This is a genomic window from Pedobacter sp. UC225_65 (assembly GCF_042698365.1).
GTDB lineage: Bacteria > Bacteroidota > Bacteroidia > Sphingobacteriales > Sphingobacteriaceae > Pedobacter.
The window spans coordinates 1,997,862-2,016,574 of record NZ_CP170550.1 but is presented as its reverse complement, the minus strand read 5'-3'; the positions used below and the strand labels follow the sequence as shown (position 1 = coordinate 2,016,574).

The 18,713-nt window shown below is 35.7% G+C and carries 17 protein-coding genes; 14 read left to right on the top strand and 3 right to left on the bottom strand.

Annotated elements, in window-relative coordinates; genetic code table 11:
- Positions 1 to 61: 61 nt before the first annotated feature.
- Positions 62 to 1,027 (bottom strand): hypothetical protein, encoded by a 966-nt coding sequence (locus ACFJIZ_RS10605; RefSeq protein ID WP_379093385.1) that lies wholly within the window; start codon positions 1,025 to 1,027, stop codon positions 62 to 64.
- Positions 1,028 to 1,208: 181 nt separating this feature from the next.
- On the opposite strand from ACFJIZ_RS10605, the gene ACFJIZ_RS10600 reads away from it, so the two are divergent.
- The 4 genes from ACFJIZ_RS10600 (at position 1,209) to ACFJIZ_RS10585 (ending at position 5,154) form a co-directional block, all read left to right on the top strand.
- On the top strand, positions 1,209 to 1,769 hold the full coding sequence (locus ACFJIZ_RS10600; protein ID WP_379093382.1) for an RNA polymerase sigma factor: 561 nt from the start codon (positions 1,209 to 1,211) through the stop codon (positions 1,767 to 1,769).
- Between the two features lie 5 nt (positions 1,770 to 1,774).
- Positions 1,775 to 2,500: a tol-pal system YbgF family protein gene (locus ACFJIZ_RS10595; protein ID WP_379093379.1), complete on the top strand. Its 726-nt coding sequence runs from the start codon at positions 1,775 to 1,777 to the stop codon at positions 2,498 to 2,500.
- Between the two features lie 300 nt (positions 2,501 to 2,800).
- Positions 2,801 to 4,108 carry a PAS domain S-box protein gene (locus ACFJIZ_RS10590; RefSeq protein ID WP_379093376.1) on the top strand — a complete coding sequence of 436 codons (1,308 nt, stop codon included), beginning with the start codon at positions 2,801 to 2,803 and terminating at the stop codon, positions 4,106 to 4,108.
- Positions 4,105 to 5,154, top strand: coding sequence for a PAS domain-containing protein (locus tag ACFJIZ_RS10585; protein ID WP_379093373.1), 1,050 nt, complete (start codon positions 4,105 to 4,107; stop codon positions 5,152 to 5,154). Before ACFJIZ_RS10590 ends, ACFJIZ_RS10585 begins: the two co-directional genes overlap by 4 nt.
- Positions 5,155 to 5,422: 268 nt before the next feature.
- Here the strand turns inward: ACFJIZ_RS10585 and ACFJIZ_RS10580 are convergent, their stop codons facing one another.
- Entirely contained in the window at positions 5,423 to 6,331 is a 909-nt protein-coding gene (locus ACFJIZ_RS10580) for a LysR family transcriptional regulator (RefSeq protein WP_379093370.1), read from the bottom strand.
- 99 nt (positions 6,332 to 6,430) lie between these two features.
- Here ACFJIZ_RS10580 and ACFJIZ_RS10575 point away from each other — a divergent pair, with 99 nt between their 5' ends.
- The 10 genes from ACFJIZ_RS10575 to ACFJIZ_RS10530 all read left to right on the top strand — a co-directional run bounded on the left by ACFJIZ_RS10575 (position 6,431) and on the right by ACFJIZ_RS10530 (position 18,338).
- A complete protein-coding gene (locus ACFJIZ_RS10575) occupies positions 6,431 to 7,045 on the top strand; it encodes an NAD(P)H-dependent oxidoreductase (protein ID WP_379093367.1) in 615 nt (204 codons plus the stop codon).
- 443 nt (positions 7,046 to 7,488) lie between these two features.
- Entirely contained in the window at positions 7,489 to 8,091 is a 603-nt protein-coding gene (locus ACFJIZ_RS10570) for a hypothetical protein (RefSeq protein WP_379093364.1), read from the top strand.
- An 89-nt stretch (positions 8,092 to 8,180) separates the two neighbouring features.
- Complete coding sequence (locus tag ACFJIZ_RS10565) at positions 8,181 to 8,870, top strand: hypothetical protein (RefSeq protein WP_379093361.1); 690 nt, start codon at positions 8,181 to 8,183, stop codon at positions 8,868 to 8,870.
- Between the two features lie 163 nt (positions 8,871 to 9,033).
- Entirely contained in the window at positions 9,034 to 10,269 is a 1,236-nt protein-coding gene (locus tag ACFJIZ_RS10560; protein ID WP_379093358.1) for a tyrosine-type recombinase/integrase, read from the top strand.
- Positions 10,270 to 10,394: 125 nt separating this feature from the next.
- Entirely contained in the window at positions 10,395 to 11,090 is a 696-nt protein-coding gene (locus ACFJIZ_RS10555) for a Cthe_2314 family HEPN domain-containing protein (protein WP_379093355.1), read from the top strand.
- 144 nt (positions 11,091 to 11,234) lie between these two features.
- Positions 11,235 to 12,308, top strand: coding sequence for an SMEK domain-containing protein (locus ACFJIZ_RS10550; RefSeq protein ID WP_379093352.1), 1,074 nt, complete (start codon positions 11,235 to 11,237; stop codon positions 12,306 to 12,308).
- Positions 12,309 to 12,373: 65 nt separating this feature from the next.
- Complete coding sequence (locus ACFJIZ_RS10545) at positions 12,374 to 13,633, top strand: DUF262 domain-containing protein (protein ID WP_379093349.1); 1,260 nt, start codon at positions 12,374 to 12,376, stop codon at positions 13,631 to 13,633.
- Positions 13,634 to 13,641: 8 nt separating this feature from the next.
- Positions 13,642 to 14,184 (top strand): HNH endonuclease family protein, encoded by a 543-nt coding sequence (locus ACFJIZ_RS10540; RefSeq protein WP_379093998.1) that lies wholly within the window; start codon positions 13,642 to 13,644, stop codon positions 14,182 to 14,184.
- A gap of 246 nt (positions 14,185 to 14,430) precedes the next feature.
- Positions 14,431 to 15,387 carry a DUF5677 domain-containing protein gene (locus ACFJIZ_RS10535; RefSeq protein ID WP_379093346.1) on the top strand — a complete coding sequence of 319 codons (957 nt, stop codon included), beginning with the start codon at positions 14,431 to 14,433 and terminating at the stop codon, positions 15,385 to 15,387.
- 308 nt (positions 15,388 to 15,695) lie between these two features.
- Entirely contained in the window at positions 15,696 to 18,338 is a 2,643-nt protein-coding gene (locus ACFJIZ_RS10530; RefSeq protein WP_379093342.1) for a hypothetical protein, read from the top strand.
- A 14-nt stretch (positions 18,339 to 18,352) separates the two neighbouring features.
- On the opposite strand, the gene ACFJIZ_RS10525 is transcribed toward ACFJIZ_RS10530, so the two are convergent.
- Positions 18,353 to 18,607: a hypothetical protein gene (locus ACFJIZ_RS10525; protein WP_379093339.1), complete on the bottom strand. Its 255-nt coding sequence runs from the start codon at positions 18,605 to 18,607 to the stop codon at positions 18,353 to 18,355.
- Positions 18,608 to 18,713 lie beyond the last annotated feature (106 nt).

The window sequence follows — 18,713 nt, the reverse complement described above, 5'->3', positions numbered from 1 at the left end:
TACAAAATGCAAAAAAGATGAAGCCGGTTACAGCTTCATCTTCACATGTATTTTTTTATTGTTAATAGCTATTTAAGTTGGTAATGGCAGTTTGTACCTGTGCTTCAGTAGTTTCTACCAAACTTAAGCTGATGTTTTGGCTGGCCACTATTGTAGTTTCTAATTCGGCGTAGTAGTACTTACCATCTTTGATACAGAAAGAAAGGAACTTGCCTTGTACACCGATTGGCATCATGTTGTCGTAGCTTTTTACTTTATTGGCACCATCAGGTGTATATAACTGGGCAACTACATTGCTTCCCTTTGCACAAAAGAACACAAAGGTTTCGCCGGTAAAGGCCCTAAAGCTGGCCATGCTGCCTGGGTTGTTCAACACTTCAACGCTTACCGTTGTTTTAGGGTTGGTATAACTATAGAACACATCGCAGTTGATCCAACCTAAAGTGCCAAAATTAAAATTGTAGAAACCATTGGTCGGATTTGCTTCTAGCGGACCACCGTTGGCATTTAACTTTGGTGCCTGCCAAGCCATTTGGTTGGCCCCAGCACCTGCGTTTTCTACACCTTCCCAGATTTGTGTAAATCCGCTTCTGGTAGCTGGTATTTTAATGTTCATGTCTGTAGCTACGGCTTTGTCTACATTCGTATTGCCTACTTTTGCATTGATGTAGATAAAACCATCAGATGCCAATGGTGCACCACTGATGTGGTTGGTATTGGTGCCGCTAAACAATACATCGCTTCTTTTTAATACTTCCATCGCTTCTACAGTAACTTGTCCGGTAACAGGCACGCCTGCAATTTTAAAGGCATTGGCTGGAATGGTGATGATCGTACCACCTTTTAAGGTCAATGTATTTGCCGTAGCAGCATTAATGGTAAAGATCTGTTGCTGTGGGCCAAACATGGCGACAAATTCTTTAGCGGTTTTTGCGGAATTACTGTTGGTGGCTCCGTCTTTTTTACAGGCTGCTGCAAATAAAACAATAAGGGCAACTAATACTGGTTTTAAGTTTAACTTTTTCATGATTTCTATATTTTAAAAAACTGCTTACTCTTTTAAAGGCTTTTCAGCGTCGGCCATTTCATAGGGTTTGATGATATATCAGTCGCATCAGGATTTTGTTACCCCTTTATTTTCGATTTTTTTTTGGCAATGGACTAGAAAGGTTAAATTAGAGCACAAAACGTTTAAAAATCGATCGTCAATGGCCAAAGCAGTACATCTAGACCAACGCTTTCTAGTAGGGTTGGTAAATAATGATGCCGCAGTAATTAATGAAATCTATAAAAAATGTGCAGGCAAGGTAAAGTCGTTCATTGTATTTAACAATGGCACGGCCAACGATGCGGAAGATATTTTTCAGGAAGCTTTGGTCGACGTATATAACCAGGCCAAATACAAAGATTTACAGCTAAGTTGCCCATTTGAGCCCTTTCTACTCCTGGTGTGTAAACGCAAATGGTTAAACGAACTGAAAAAAAGATCAGTTTCACCGGTAACAAAAGGAGAGGATGATTTATTACATATTGGCGAAGATACATTTGAACAGGCAGAACGCTTGGAAGAAGAGCAAGAACAGACTACTTTATTTTTAAAGGCCTTTGAACAATTGGGCGAACGTTGCAAGGAAATCATTAGATGGAGCATGCAGGGCGATGCACAAGAAAAAGTGGCCGAAGCTTTGGGTGTAACCTATGGCTATTTGAGAAAAAAGAAGTCGGAATGTATGGCGAGCCTAATTAAAATGGTGCAGATCAATAAATAGAAATGATGACTGAGGATAAAATTTTACTCGCGGCCCGATATGTAGAGGGCGACATGGATGAAGCCGAAAAGGCTGATTTTGAAATGCGCATGCAGAACGATGTCGAACTGCAACAGCATTTGAAAGACTATAGGCATATCCACCAGAGTCTAAAAATACAATTGGCACCTGATCAGCAAGACTTGGCCTTTAAAAAAACCTTGCGCCATACTGGACCCGCCTATTTTGAAACACCCAAAGTGGTTACTTTTAAAACCAGCCTAAAGTGGTTAAGCGGTGTGGCAGCAGTTTTAATTGTTGGGCTACTGGTTTGGGCACCATGGCGCAGCAACCTGTACCAGACCTACCATAGTGATGCAAAAATGTTAGTGACAGAAAGAGGTGCTGAAAAAGCAACTGATCTTGACCGAGCAGCTACTTTTTTTAACGATAAAAAATACAAAGAGGCCCAAGACCTATTGGCCAAATTAACCTTGCAACAACCAGGAAATGCCATGGTAAGTTATTATTATGGCTTAACCCTAATAGAAACCAATACCCTAAGCGAAGGCAGAAGTACACTGACACAGGTTTATAACGGAGAATCTGCCTTTAAATATGATGCAGCCTATGCCATGGCGATGAGCTATCTAAAAGAAGACAAAAAAGATGAATGTAAGGCTTGGTTAAAGAAAATACCTATTGGTACCACACATTATCAAAAAGCAGCCACGCTGTTGGATAAACTGTAGTTAACCAATAAAAATGGATGGTCATTAAAGCATGATCAAACACTAAGGTGTCAAAAATAATCGGCTTGGTTAAATAACGTGTAATCCTTTTCAGGTTGTATTTTTGTTTTTAATAGGCAGTTATACAATGATTTATTTTTGTGCTGAGCTGTGTTTTTCAATTGCAAATATTTTAAAATACTGGTCTTTAAGTTAAAATTGTTGTTACACTATTACCAATTTTGCTATATTTAGCGCTACTAAATTTATGCGCTCAACTAAACAAATGCCAATGGCACTAATTAACCAGATATAATACTTATGGACAAAAAGTCTTCTAAGTTGAGCATCTGGTTTTTATCAAGGCCAAAAAGAACAGGTGCCATCTTCTTTCTCGTGCTGTTAACTTTTATATCGCTGATCGTAATGCAGCGTTATCAGCTTTTTAGGGAAAACAAACAGAACCAACTGTCGAATATCCTCGAAGCTGCAGAGAAAAACATAGAGCAATCTTTAAAGAACAGTTATACCGTAGCCCTGACCTTAGCTTTGACCGTAAATAACGACGGTGTGCCCGTTAACTTTGATACGGTAGCAGAGAAGCTGATCAAATCCAATCCTGATCTACAGGCTGTGCAATTGGTGCCCAACGGTATAATCAAATACGTATATCCCTATAAAGGCAACGAAAAAGTACTGAACCTGGATCTTTTCAAAAGCCCAGAACGCACTGTTTTAGAAGTCAATAAAACTATCAAAAGTCGTAAAATGTACTTTCAGGGGCCGGTTAAATTAACACAGGGTGGCATTGGCGTAGTAGGAAGGTTACCCTTATATATTAACGATAAGTTTTGGGGATTTTCTGCCGTTGTGATCAAACTCGATGTGCTTTTTAAAAATGCAGGGATAGACAATAACAAATACAAACATTATAAATTCCAATTCTCTAAAATAAACGAGCTGACCAAAAAGGAGGAGTTCTTTTTACCACTGCATATAGATGTGTCTAAGGAAATATCCAAGTCTGTAATTTTCCCAGATGGCGATTGGAAATTGTACATCATCAATACCAATCCTTACGATACTTGGGTAGAAATACTAAGTGCCATTCTTTTTGGACTTGGTCTGGCCGTGCTTTCTACCTATCTATTGGTTAAACTGTTAAAAAAGCAGGCACTGTTACAGGTGCGCTTCCGTAACCAAGAATCGAAACTGATAGATACTGAAAGTAAGTTCAAAAAGATATTTGACCATGCGGCCATTGGTATTGCAAGGGTAAACTCCATTACAGGACAGATTTTGGAGGTAAACCAATACCTGTGTGATTTTTTGGGTTATACCAAAGAAGAACTGATGCAAAAAAAGATCAAGTCTATCATTTATCCAGAAGATTTGGCTGAAGATGGCATCCTGTTCAAAAAACTATTATCAGGGCAGATCAGACAATTCAATAAAGAAGAAAGATACCTTAGAAAAGAAGGGGTTTTGATATGGGGAAGCGTAATTATTACCCCTCTATGGAACGAAGGTGAAGAACCCAATAACCACATTGTAATTGTAGAAGATATTACCAAACGCAAGGCTGAAGAACAATTGATCATCGACTCGCAAAAAAGAACGAATCGTTGATTAACACCATTGATGGTATTGTTTGGGAAGGTGACCTTGCTACCCATCAATCTACATTCGTAAGTAAAAAGGTAGAAGATATTTTGGGTTATACAGTTGAAGAATGGAAGAGTAGCCCAACTTTTTGGATAGACCACCTGCATCCAGAAGAAGTAGAAAAAATGAGAGATTATCTGGGGCAATATCTAGGAGCAGGTAAACAGCACGATGCCGAATACCGCATGTTGGCCAAAGATGGTGCTGTAGTTTGGATCAGGGATATTGTTACCGTAATAGAAGAACCTAATCAGCCTATCAAATTGAGGGGAGTGATGATTGATATTACCAGTAGAAAAGAAGCAGAGACCGCTTTGAACAAATCGTTTACCTTGGTAACCGAACAGAACAAACGTCTGTTGAACTTCTCTTACATCGTATCGCACAACCTACGCTCGCACGCCAGTAACATACAGGGCATTTCGGCATTGATAGAAAGTGCCAAGACCGAAGATGACCGTCACGAAATGATCCAGTTGCTAAAAACAGTAGCGGGTAACCTGAACGAAACTCTGTTTAACCTCAATAATATCGTAAACATACAGACCAGCATCGATACTGTTGTAGAACCCTTAAACCTAAGTGTTTACATCGCCAAAACCTTGGCCACACAAAATGCACAGATCTTGAGTAAAGATGCCCAGATCGTTAACAAAATAGATAAAAATATAGAGATCAATTACAATAAGGCTTATTTGGAAAGCATTTTGCTTAACTTGGTTTCTAATGCCTTGAGGTACAGTCACCCCGACCGTAAACCAGTAATCACCTTAACTTGTTTCGAAGAAGATGGGCAACAGGTCTTAAGGGTATCTGACAATGGAATAGGGATAGACCTAAATAGAAATGGCAATAAGATGTTCGGAATCTATCAGACCTTTAACGGCAATATTGATGCCCGTGGTTTAGGTCTTTTCATTTCTAAGAACCAAATCGAATCTATGGGAGGTAAAATTGCAGTAGAAAGTACGCTGAACAAAGGCACTACCTTTAAAGTTTACTTTAAGTAAGTTCATTGTCTTTGACAGGCTCAGACTGACAAATGGTTCATTGGTGTCGCTGGTTCATTGGTTCATTGGTGTCACTGGTTCATTAGTCATAGGTTTCCAAATCTATTCCCTTAACTCATTTATCGATATCTGCAGCTATTCACTATTTTCCCGCTTCCATTTTCCCTTAAACCATTTCCTATTTCCTTCGCTTTTGTTTATTAGTTCAGAAAGGAACCAACACTAAAAACTGATAACTAACAACTAAAAACTAACAACTAATAACAACCTAAAGCCCATCCAAGCCCATCATCCTTCTAAAAAGATCTTTGATCAGGTCGATTTCGTCTACATAAACTGTTTTTTTTCTATTGCCAAAATACAGTATGTTCTGTAGTGGCGTATGGCCTTGCCAGATCAGTTTTACTTGTCCGTTCTCTACTTCCTTTCGGCATAAAAAATCAGGGACAATGGCCAATCCTTTACCGCCTGTTAAACAACGTACAATAGAATTAAGGTTAGGTACAATGTAGTTGGGCCTAAAATCTGGATTGCAGTTAAAGTTCAGCTGCCAAAACCTAAACAAATGTTCCATGTCGCCGGTAGTGCCATACCATTTCTCGCCCTTTAACCATTGTTCTACCTCGTTAAGGTCACCCTTGTTCAATAAAGCCTCAAAAGCCTTGATATCCGTATCATTGCCCCCAACCAATACAATCGTTTCAGAAGAGAAGGCCTCATGTACAATATTGGTAGATGTACCTTTTTGTGGGGTAATGATCAGGTCAAGAATCCCTTTTTCCAGATTATCCAACATCTCACGGTACTCGCCAAAACGGATGATCACATTAAAAGGTAGCGTATGCACGTATTGTTCTAAAGTGAGCTGAAAAGTTTCAAAACACATGCCCACACTGATTGTAGGCGTATGCTTCTCTGTGCTTTTCTGAAAAGTCTTTTCCACTTCCTCCAGCTTGTTCAATGGGTCGATCACCGCATTATAAAACACTTTTCCCTTTTCTGTAGGAATCATTTTGCGGCCTGTACGTTCAAATAGCTTGTAGCCTACATAACTTTCTAAAGAAGTAAGATGCAAGCTGGCACCCGGTTGCGAAATAAACAGGATCTCTGCCGCACCCGTTAAAGTGCCTGTTTTATAGATTGCCTTAAAGGTGCGGTACCATTCTAGATTTACCATGGATTTAACTATTATAATTCTGATACAAAGGTATGAATTAACTTGTTTTGATGATGATTTAACACGCCCTAAATTTGTGCCATCAAAAAGATCATACACATGAAAAAGATATTTATCATTAACGGAGGTCAAAAATTTGGACATTCTGGTGGTTTGTTTAACGAGACCATTGCCAATCTTTCGGCCACATTTTTTAACGGACAAGAAGATTTCGAAATCAAGACTACCAATATCAACGAGCCTTACAATGCCAAAGAAGAAGTAGCAAAGTATACCTGGGCCGATGTGGTCATCTATCATACGCCAATATGGTGGTTTCAATTGCCATATGCCCTTAAACAATATATAGATGTGGTGTTTAGTGAAGGTTACCAGACTGGTATCTACGAAAGTGATGGACGTTCGTCTAGCAATCCTGCAATCAATTATGGTACTGGAGGCATGTTGCATGGCAGAAAGTACATGGTAACCACCACTTGGAACGCACCGAATGAGGCCTTTACTTTACCCAATGAGTTTTTTAAGCAAACAAGTGTTGATGAGGGTGTGCTGTTCGGTTTCCACCGGATGAATGCCTTTACAGGAATGACCCCACTGCCTAGTCTGCACTTTTATGATGTATTGAAGAATACAAATATGGATAGAGATCTGAAGAAGTATCAGGCCCATTTAGAACAGGTTTTTATAAAGGAAGAAGCACTTTGTGCAGGCTAAGGTAGCAGCAAAAAGAAAAAAGAGCTTGAGCTCGGCATAACCTAGTTGTTTAGAGCTGATATAGAAAAATGTTTTTTTTTGTTAGGGCTTTTATAGAGGTGCGGTTTTAAAAGTTCAAAATTTGTATATTTCGCTTGGAGATAATTTCATGGCTCATGTCGATATGAACTAGGAAAGCAAATTGTAAGACTTCAATTCATCTAAAATGGCTTATCGTAAAGAAGAACGAGAAAAAAATAAAAAAATCTTATTAGCTACCTTAAACTATTTACTTGAAAATCATTCGATGAGTATAGTTTTTGATGATTATAGCCCTTCAAAAGAATGGTATCTCAATGAGATTAAAAAAACCGAACTTGACATTGAAAAATCTCGGTCAAAGCAAATCGAAGATCGTTTAAATATGCACATTTCATTCTTAAGGGGTCGATATCGATCTTGGTTTGAATCCTTATATTAAATTACATACAGGTTACGATATTGACATTTTCGAAAGATATAAAGCCGATGTAGTGCACATTCTTCCGAAACGGTACATTGATGACAATGACGTGTATCGGATAGAATATTATCTAAGAGCTTACGAAATGCAGCCCGAAGAGCAAGAGAATGTAGCTGTTTTAAAAGCTTTGTTGGCTACACATCAAGCTAAAGTGGATAGATGGATGAAGCTAGGAGATACTATTACAGAGGAAATCCATTTTATTACAAATGGGAAAGATGGTAGAGAAATAAGTGAGGCTGAACTTTTAGAATTGCGAAAAGAATGGTTAATGTATGAAGAAACCGCACCTAATGGCCTCTTTAAATTAAGTGTTCAAATTAGTGGTAAGGGGGAATATGCATTAACCTATGTGAATATTTCATTACCTGGAGGAGCTGGTAGCATCTATGCTGCTAGTGGTGAAAAATTACCGATGAAAGTTTACTGGAAAGACGACCATAACGTTATCATTGAGACTAAAGAGGAATATAAAAGCCATTCTATGTATAAACAGGTAAGGAGTTATGACCAATTGGTTAAAATCGAATATCGTTTTGTCTAGTCAAAAAATAGAAAGACTTTGTCATGCTGAGCGTAGCGAAGTATCTCATTAGATTAATCAATACTGAACCGAGCTGAGTTTATACTGTATTGAATACCAAACCAACAATTACGGTTTACAGCAATGGATCAATGGTTTATTTTTGCTACCTTAACAAGGTAAAGTACAGCAAGCTGATGAGCCAATTTAATGCCGACCTTTATAAAGAAAGCATACTCGCTGCCTTTTTAGACGAAAAGTATAAGGAGCAGGGTTGGTATGCTGAGCGCATCTATGACAAGGAAACGCAAAAACAAGGCATTGATGTTATCTTTAGGGGCAAGCGATTAGACAGAAGGGTAGATGAAAAGGCACAGCTAAGCTATCTCAACAAAAGTTTAGAAACTTTTGCCCTAGAACTCAGTTATTTTATTGGCAATACCCAAAAGCAAGGTTGGCTGTTTGATTCTCATAAACTGACCGATGGTTATGCCTTTGTATTCGATATCAAAGTGAACAATACAGCAAAAACGCTCGAAAGTGTAAGCGATCTTGTTTCTTGCGAAGTTGTTTTTGTAAAAAGGTTACTGTTACTTAACGAGCTGGCCAAACATGAACTCAACATCAATACCTGTAGCACATTTGATGAACAACTTAGGAGCAGCGCAGAGATTGAACTGGAATATCCTGATGACTTTAGATTTCGAATTTCCAGACAATTGGAAGAAGTTCCAGTTAACCTGTTGGTTAGAAAGAGTTTTTTAGAGGCAATAGGGAAGAAGTATGTGTTTAAGGCTTGAGGATGTTATAAAAAACTGAATGCCCTTAAACAAGAAAAGAGAACATCCATCCAGACTGTTCTCTTTTTCTAACCAAATATAACCTATACTGCCTTTACTATAATTTAAAGTTTATATTTTGATGTTTTTCCACTAAATTTGCACTGAATTTTAATGTGCATTCATGAAATATTTGAGAATTGATCTAGCAACGAAAAATAAAATCAGCTTTAAATTAATTGTTCCAACCAAGAAGAATATTGATAAATACCCAAAGTATTACATAGAGTACACTTACAATGCCAAGCAGTATCAGGTTACAAAAAATATTAAAAAGCTGTACTTGCATTTTGAGGATTGGGCTAAAAAGATGAAAATTGATAAAGCTGATCGGCACGCAAAGCTGGTAGAATTGTTTTCTGTAAATGTCAATGATATTATGAATACGCTTGATGTCAATACTGAAGATGATAAATCTAAAGTAATTATTGGTATGTATAGTGGTGTGCTTAAAGCTATTAATGCGTTTTTAAATTATCAAAAAGGTCAACATTCAATAGGAGAATTGGCAGGTATGACAAACTATTTGGATAGAAATAGGAAACTCAATAGTTTTTTCGTCAGCCATCACCATGATATTTTAATAAAAGAATTGACTGCTACTGTGTGGGATGAGTTTAGAGTGTTTTTAAAAAATCAAAATAAGGCTAATAGTACAATAAATCAATACATAACTTATGTTAAGAGTTGGTATAACTGGCTTATTAAATATCATGACATCCCTATTATGAATCATGCTAATAAGCTCAAAAAATTGGATACAAACCAACAAGAAAAGAAATACAAGAATTTGGATGGTTTAGTTGTTCAAAAATTCTTTAATGCCGTTGCTTCAAGTGATAAATGGTTAAGATTAGATTTAATATCAAGATTGGTTGCGGAAAATACCATAAGGCCAATTCAGGTGCGAAACATCAGATCCAAAGACATCAACCTTGTGAATAGTAGGATTGAGGTTTTTGACAAAAAAGGTAAAAAATGGCGTACCATCATTATAACTAAAAAGGTAAAAGAGCTAATTGAAACTATATATGCAAACACCGAAAAACGAAACATTGTAGTGGAGGAAGATGATTATTTAATTGGAGGCTATAATTCTTTCAAGAAGGGAAAGCCCTACACACAAAATATGATCAAAGACATTTTAATCACACCTTTTAGAAACGAATTTCCTGAACTTAAATCCATAAATATTTATGACTTTAAGCACACATCTATAACCAAATCTAGTAAACGAGGTAATTTAAGAGAGGTTCAGAGGCGAGCAGGCCATAGTAAAATTACTACGACACAGGGTTATGATCTTAGCGAAGCTGTTAGTGAACCTATTAGTGTAGAGGAACTCATTGCCATTAAATGACATGAACTTCTGTAGTATAAATATAATAATGGTTCAAATTGAAATTTGTGTTGTGTGTCTTTTTACTGAACATATCAATTTGAAAAATAGCAAAGAGAAAATAATTGAAGTTTAACAAAGGCAACATGATTATAAAAGCGAGTGATTATAAATATCCTTCAAGAGATGAATTAGTAAAAATTTACGCTGAAGAACCTATACTTTCCAATTTTGGATTTCCGTATGTTAATGAAATGGAGTCCTTATTTACAGGTGAATCAGATTTTAAAACAGTACATCGCTCCCAACATCTTTATTGGTGGGACAACGTTTTGGTAAACCGAATTGGAAATCTAAGTCGAACCTATGCAGTTGCACTTGTGAACTTTGATAGAGGCTTTTCTGATGATTTTAAAGAGATGAAGGAGGAGCAATATATCAATCGTTTTCAATTTGAACTTTATGCTGAAAACTATTATTATTTTTTTTCATCAATTAAAGATACAGTAGCTCAGATAATTAATGTTTACTTCAATCTTGAGTTTGCTGAAGATAGTGTTTACCTAGGGAAATTAACTAAAAAGTTAACCAATCAAAGTGTAAATGAAGCATTGCTCAGGTTTAAGGATGATACTGTTCTAACAACTGAATATCGTAATGCATTTACTCATCGTTTTCCAATAACTCAAGTTGATTACAGGCCACAAATTGATAGTAAGAATACTAAATATTACTCAATGGAGCAGCCAGCGGTAAAATCGTCAATATTAAAAAGTGATATCCTGCAATCTTTTCTTGCACTATCTGTATTGCTTGATAAACTAAGAGTTGAAATGCGATAATTTGATTCTTTACATCATCATTAATTTTTAACTTCAACTACTGATCTTTGGTGCCTTCGAGTGTGATATTTAAAGATACGCACTTCGATACTCTAAAACATCTGCTACGCCCCTTAAAAGCATTCACAATCGAATTTAACATTTATGACACAACGGGAGATTGACTTGAAATTTATAATCCATCATTTTTCAACTTGGGAGGTAAATCTAAACTACCACAACTCCCTTAACTTGCAGGACGGCAATATTATTGCAGAGCAAACTATATGCGAAATACTTAACTGTGTGTTTGGTTATGCATTAATAAATGCGAACTCCGTTAAGCGCAATCAAAGTGCAGTAGATCTTGTCGATGATGAAAATAGGATAGCTTTTCAGGTCACTACTACAAATAGCATCAGAAAAGTTCAAGATACGTTGAACAAATTTGTTGCCCATAATTTACATAATAACTACGATAGTGTTTTTATGCTGATCTTGGGAAAAAAACAGAGAAGATACCCCACCTTAGAAATTCCAAGTGAGCTTTTTTTTGATGTTAACACCCATATAATTGATTTTCAGATTCTTCTTAACCATATAAATTATTTGAACAATGCGAAACTATCACACTTAAAAAAAATATTCATTTCCGGCCAACCAACTGAACTCAAAAGTGTAAAATCCTCAGTGGTAAATCTCCAAAAAAAGGCTCTTGGTATGAAAAAGAAATTCTGCAAAGATTTTCTTGATCATGAATTGATTTCAGAAAATTTTAAAAAAAGAATTACTTCAAAACATGCTCATTTTAACTTTGGTAGTGCAATAATAAGGCAGACAGGTGATAGAACCTTTCCAGGGGGTGATCTTAATTCACCTAAATGGACGAAGATGGAGTTTCATGATCTTTATGATTACGGAGTTGAATTTATTGGCCAAGGAGGTGATATAATCATTGATGAAGATGGTCACTGGGATCTTCTTGGACTAAAAGATCGTAGGGCTGAGAATCCGCTTTATAAAAAAGCATCACCACATTCATTTTTAAGATTGTCATATCAAGACATTGAAGCTTATGAATTAGAATCTGATGGTCATTATGGATATCCGACCATATTCTGTGATTTCAAATATGATGGATGGCCATTTGAAGAGATAAAGTTTGGTAGAATGGGTATAAATGAAGAATTCCATGACACCTATTATCTTGATAATGCAAAGCGAAAGAAATTATCATAGTAAATAAGGTGTTAAGTATGCTGATATAATTTATACCTTTAATTTCAAATAAATGCAATCTCACAATGGAAATTAAGGCTGAAGTAAAAAGCATCAAGAAATTAGAAAACTATTTTTTTTTAGTGCCTGACTATCAAAGGGAATATGTTTGGAAGCCTGATGATCAGGTAGAACAGTTTATCATCGATATTGATAATGAGTTTGATCCAAACGCAAAAGAACAAAAGAGTTATTTTATAGGTTCTATAATTATTGTAGAGAACAAAGGGAAGTACGATGTAATAGATGGCCAACAGCGATTGACAACAATCATCTTATCCCTATGTGCTTTTAGGGATTTGCTTAAGCCGTTATCACTAGGAACCATTGAAAAAAAGTACCTTCAAACGATTGAAGAACTGCTTTCAGATTTTGATATAAGCACAAATGAATCTAAACTCCGTTTGGAACTACAATATGAGGAGAGCAAAGATTTCCTAAACAAGCTTATACAGAGCTTAACGTATGAAGATGAATTAACTTCATCTATACAAAAGATGCAAGCTGCCTACTTTAGATTAAAAACTCATTTTGAAACATATCTTCTAACAGGTATGCAAGGATTTATTAATTATGTGCAATATTTCCTTACAAAAATAGAATTGGTTCTTATCGAGTCCGAAAACCTGAGCAGTGCGCTGAAGATTTTCGAAACTATTAATCAAAGAGGTGCAGGATTAAATGCAATGGATCTTGTTAAAAATCTCTTATTTAGCAAGGCAAACGAAACAGATTTTCAAAAAATTAAAGATACATGGAAATCCATTTCTATGAATCTTCAAAACTGCCACGAAGATAGTAGTCCACTTAGATTTCTAAGGTACTTTGTGATGTCTCGATACCATGATGGGGTGATAAGGGAAGATGATATTTATAAATGGTTTATCTCCAAAGAGGGCAAAGAAGCTACAAATTATGAAACTGATCCACTTGCTTTTGCTAAAGAACTTAATAAGATTTCAAAACGTTATTCTGATTTGGTAATTGCAACTGAACGAGTAAGAGAAGGTGGTAATTACCCAAGGGTAACAAATATAGGACTTGTAAATAAATATAAGTCACGCCAACATTTGATCCTCCTATTGGCTTTGGATATAACCTTTGGTGATGGTGAAATTGATTATTTGGCAGAACAAATTGAAAGTTTCTTTTTCTACAGCAATGTGCTTGGCATCCAAGCTAAAAATAATGAAGGATTATTTGCTGCATGGGCAAGGAAGATAAGGCAAGCTAAATCTCATGCTGATCTTGAGGAGATGATTGAGTCAAATATCATCCTTACGTAAAAGCAAAAATCGGTGAGTTCAAATCAATATTTTCAAATATAAGACACTATGCTTTTAACCCTTTATATAGGCAGCGATATATTCTTGGAAAAATAGAAAACACGATTCTTGCTAAGTCAAGAATGCCACTTAAAGGCCAAGATTTCTATGATGATTTACAAATTGAGCACATTTTACCACAAACACCAAAGGATGGTATCTTACCTTTAGAATTCAAAGATGCCGATTCATATTATAATTCGGTTTACAAATTAGGAAATGTTATCTTATTGGAGAGCACAATAAATCAAGCGGTTAATAATTTTAACGACCTACAGGGTAGTTGGTTTCAAAGCAAACAAGCTGAATATTCTAAATCTAATGTAACTTCAACAAACTTAATAGATAATGCCTTCACTATTGGTCAAAATACAGCTTTGAACAGATTTAAAGCTGATAGTGATCATAATTTTGTTGAATGGGGCTCAGAACAAGTGATTAAAAGGCAAGCTATTCTACAAGAATTGGCATTTGATACATGGAAATTCAATGGCTGTAGAATTGATCGTTAGTTTCCATGGTAATAGTGATAGGCTGAATGAGTTCAACTTTGATAGCTTTCATCAACCGAAAAAAAATAGGCCTACTGCATTTCATGTTTAATATTCATGCCACTATCGCATTAATCGTTATATCTTAAGCGGTAAACACCAACCTAGAACGGTTTAACAACTAAAACGAATTTTAATCATTCTTAACATGTAACACCATATTAATGCGATATGGGCATGAAAATAACTTACGTAAAATTTAGTCAAATGAATGAGATTAATGAAATGGAAGAATTACATGAGTTCAAAAATTTTGATCATCAAAAGTTTATGGAGCAGGAATTTCCTCTAGGTTCCTCCTTTACATTTGATAGGTCATTAAAGCATATGAATATGATGACGTCATTTTTGACAGATCTAGCCTCCCTAATGTTGGACAAAAATCCTATGTCAATGGCAAATGAACATCTAAATGTGATTTATACTTTGATAACTAATTACCATCTACGTTCAATTACATTAGCCCAATCGTTTGAATTTGTTAGATTAGATAATGGAAAATCGATTTTTGACGATGCTACCCCAAAAATACTATTCAGAAGTTTGATCGAAAGCTATTTAATATTTTTCTATCTGTTCGAAAAAAACAAAGACTTTTCCAATTTGAATTTTCTCTTGTACGAACTACAATCGTTATTGCATTTAAAAAAATCCATTAGTTACTCCCAAACTCTAAGCGAAGGAAAATTGTCATTGACTTCAAGTAAGGCAAACGCTATGATTCAAAGTAAATTACAACAAATTATGGAACACGAATCATATCTAATGTTAGATAAGAATTTTCGTAAAGAAATTGTAAAAGTTCAGAATGGCTCAAAACATTACATCACGTTATTCACCTTTGAAGCGCTTATGAGAGAGTCTGAACTTCCAACCGATTTGATAATAAATGAATACTCTGATACATCAGCTTCCGTACATTCTCAATTGTTTGGCCTTAAAGCGTCGCAAATGATGTTCAACATGTCCTACAATGACAACAAAGGAGTTTTCGAAAAAGCAAAGTTTCGCTTAATGGCACAGTGCTTATATCTCACTTCGCAATGGGTATATTCGTTTATTAGAACTATTAAGATGGAATTTGAAGACGAGTATGAGCAACAGCTTGGTGAAGTGATTTCACTATCTGTTTATTATCGCGAAGCATTACTCAAAAACAAGTAGTTTATAATTGCCTGTGGTAAATGAAGTTCATAATTAAAAGCTGCACAATTAACAAAAGTTATAAGAGTGATGTAACCCCTTTATGTTTAGTAGTGTCTACGTTTAGTTTAGCAATATCTTTTAAAAGATGATGGTAAATATTACAATATCCAAATTGTCCACAAACTTGGTTATGCCACTTTTAGTTTATAAATTCAGTGGGAATTAGAGCATAAACCAGTAAGTTTATTTGTTTAGCATTAACATGTTAAATGTTGATATAGCTCTTTCTAAAATCATTATATTACAACAATCTAAATTAAAACAATGTGTCTCAAAAAATTATTAATTGCTTTATAGCTTCTCCTGGAGATACCGCAGAAGAGCGGAAAGTGTGCCTCAAAATTATTGAGGAAATGAACCATGGCCTTGGAATGGCTTATGGCTTCTCTATAAAATCATTAACATGGGAAAACAATAGTCGGCCAGCAGTTGGAGATTACAGTCAAGCTGTAATTAGTGATCAACTTGGTGATGACTATCAGATTTTTATCGGAATTATGTATAAGAAGTTTGGGACACCTACCAAATCAGCGGGCTCTGGTACTGAAGAAGAGTTCGATAAAGCATATGAGAAAGTAAAGACAGACAACATTGAATTAATGTTCTATTTCAATGATGCTCCATCACAGATCAGTGAAATTGACATCACGGAATTATCGAAAATAAAAGCATTTAAGGAAAGACTTAAATCATTAGGGGCATACTACTGGCCATATAATGGTGTGTTGGAGTTTGAAAATTTTTTAAGAAAGCATCTAACCGATCATTTTAATAAGATTTACTCCAATGAGAAAGACGTGGCGGTTAACATTCAAATAAGCGAAGCTTACCAAAGCGTGTGCTCGAAGCTCGAGGAGAGATTAAATAAAGCGTTAGTTAGCTTTGATTCCCAACCAGCCATTTGGGTGGAGCCAGTGTTAAGTTCAACTAATAAGATTTCAACGAATGCAGATGAAAATTATTCCAATAGAGTTCAGTTGAATGAAATTATTGAAAACCCTGATTCTATAATCATAAGGGCATCACCTCAATTTGGTCTCACATGCCTTGCGCATTATTTTGTTATGGAAGCATGGAAATTAGGAAAAACTTGGATTTATTTGGATTCTGATAAGCTTAAAGTTCACAACATTCATAATGGGGTTTCACATGAGTGTGAAGCGTTAAAAATTGATAAAGCAAAAATTGAATGCATAATTTTAGATTCTTGGGATCGGCATGGTGCCAATGCTCTCAAAAAGTTGAAGAATCTTTGCGAGGCGCACCCAGCCATTCCTATAATAGTCATGGAATCTGTTGATGATGCTAAATTTTTGGTAGATATTGATGATGAAGATGATACAACACTAGATAGAGAGTTCAGTTATTTATTTTTACTTGCTTTACCGAGAACACAAATCAGAAAGGTTATAGCGGAATATAATAAAGAAAAGTCCATTGGTGATGAAGACCTTATATTGGCTAAGATCATATCCGATTTGGAAGTTTTGAACATGCATAGGACACCACTAAACTGCATTACTCTTCTCAAAGCTTCGGAAAAGCAATTTGATGACAGCCCAGTCAACCGTACCGTAATGTTAGAAACGGTTCTTTTCGTGCTATTCAATATGGATGGCCTTCCAAGATATCGAACTAAGCCAGATTTAAAAGATTGTGAGTACATATTGGGCAAACTATGTGAAGAGATGATTAGGGCAGATTCCTATAATTTTACAAGAGATTCATTTATTCACAGGCTTCAAGATTTCTGTAAGGAAAAATTGATCGATGTAGATGTTGATATTGTCTTCGACATATTAGCAGCGAATAATATTATTGTCCAAAAAGGTTCGAACTTTGCTTTTAAGGCCACCTACTGGATTTTTTATTTTGCAGCAAAAAGGATGCACATTGATATACTCTTCAGAGATTACATTTACAGTTCGAAGAAATACACTTCATTCCCCAAGATGATCGAATTTTACACTGGAATCGATAGAAACCGAGCTGATGCACTTACTGTTTTGTATGAAGATATTAAAGAAACGTGCAATACGGTTGTTGGCAAGGTAGGAATGATGAATCAGATGAATCCTTTAAATCTCATGAAATGGATGCCAACCGAGACTCAAATTGAACAAGCCCAAAAAGAGATTGGTGAGAATGTGGTGAAATCAAGTTTGCCTGATAATATTAAAGATCAACACGCGGATGTTAGGTATCATCAAATTCGACCTTATAATCAAAACATTAGGTCGTTTTTTGAAGAATATTCTGTTTACAACCTCATCCAAAAGATGAAAGCCTCTGCAAGAGCACTCAGGAATAGTGATTATGTAGACTCTGAAATAAAATCTAAAATTCTCAAGGAGATACTACGAAGTTGGGAACAAATAGCTGTTGTTTTATTTGTGATCGCTCCTTCTTTAGCATCTAAAGGTCAGGCGAATTTAGAAGGAGCAAGTTTTACATTGACTGGGGATTTTGGAAATACATTCGAAGAAAAGATGAATTTAATTTTGCAAGTGATTCCTTCTAATGTTGTAGGGTTCTTCAAGGATGATTTATTTTCGAGTAAAATTGCTCCGTTATTATTTGAAGAGTTTAAAAATGAGCTGAATGAAATGAAAAAGCACCACCTTGCCTTGCTTTTTGTATATACAAGGCCTAAAAACTGGAAAGCTCAAATTGAGGAATACATAGTGTCCTTGTCGAAAAACTCATTTTATTTATATGACACGGTTAACAATCTTAAGGCACGTTATGCCTACGATTTTGCAACTGAGAACGAAGTTAGAGAAATAGCAATCTTAATTAAAATGGGCTTGACCAAACATCAGACAGGAGATAAAAGGCCGAATATGGGGCAGGTTTTGAAAGTGCCAAATTATGAGTTACCACCTAGAGAAGTTAAAGGCAATATGTGAAGTGCATACTAGGGTCAAAATTTTGAACGCCCATTAATTCGTTTGTTAGTTTTAATTTCTTTAAAAAGTGGTCTTGTAGGCGTTTTTAAAGGCGAAAGTTGGAAAACATTATTTCCCGTTTTAACTCTAAGTTTTTTACGAACGGCTTGTTGTTGCGTCACAATTTCAATATCTCTTCCATAAATTTCTTTTAGATACTCTTCTTGTAATTTGCCGATGTAGTTACTTCCTTCAGCAGCTAAAATGATTCTTTTCGGAGATCTAGACATGATACTTAATTTTGATTCATTTGTATAACCAATATAAAAATGAAAAGTTTAATAAATTTCAATGTTGGTGTTGGGCAATTGGGAATTTCATTATTCCAAAAAACGA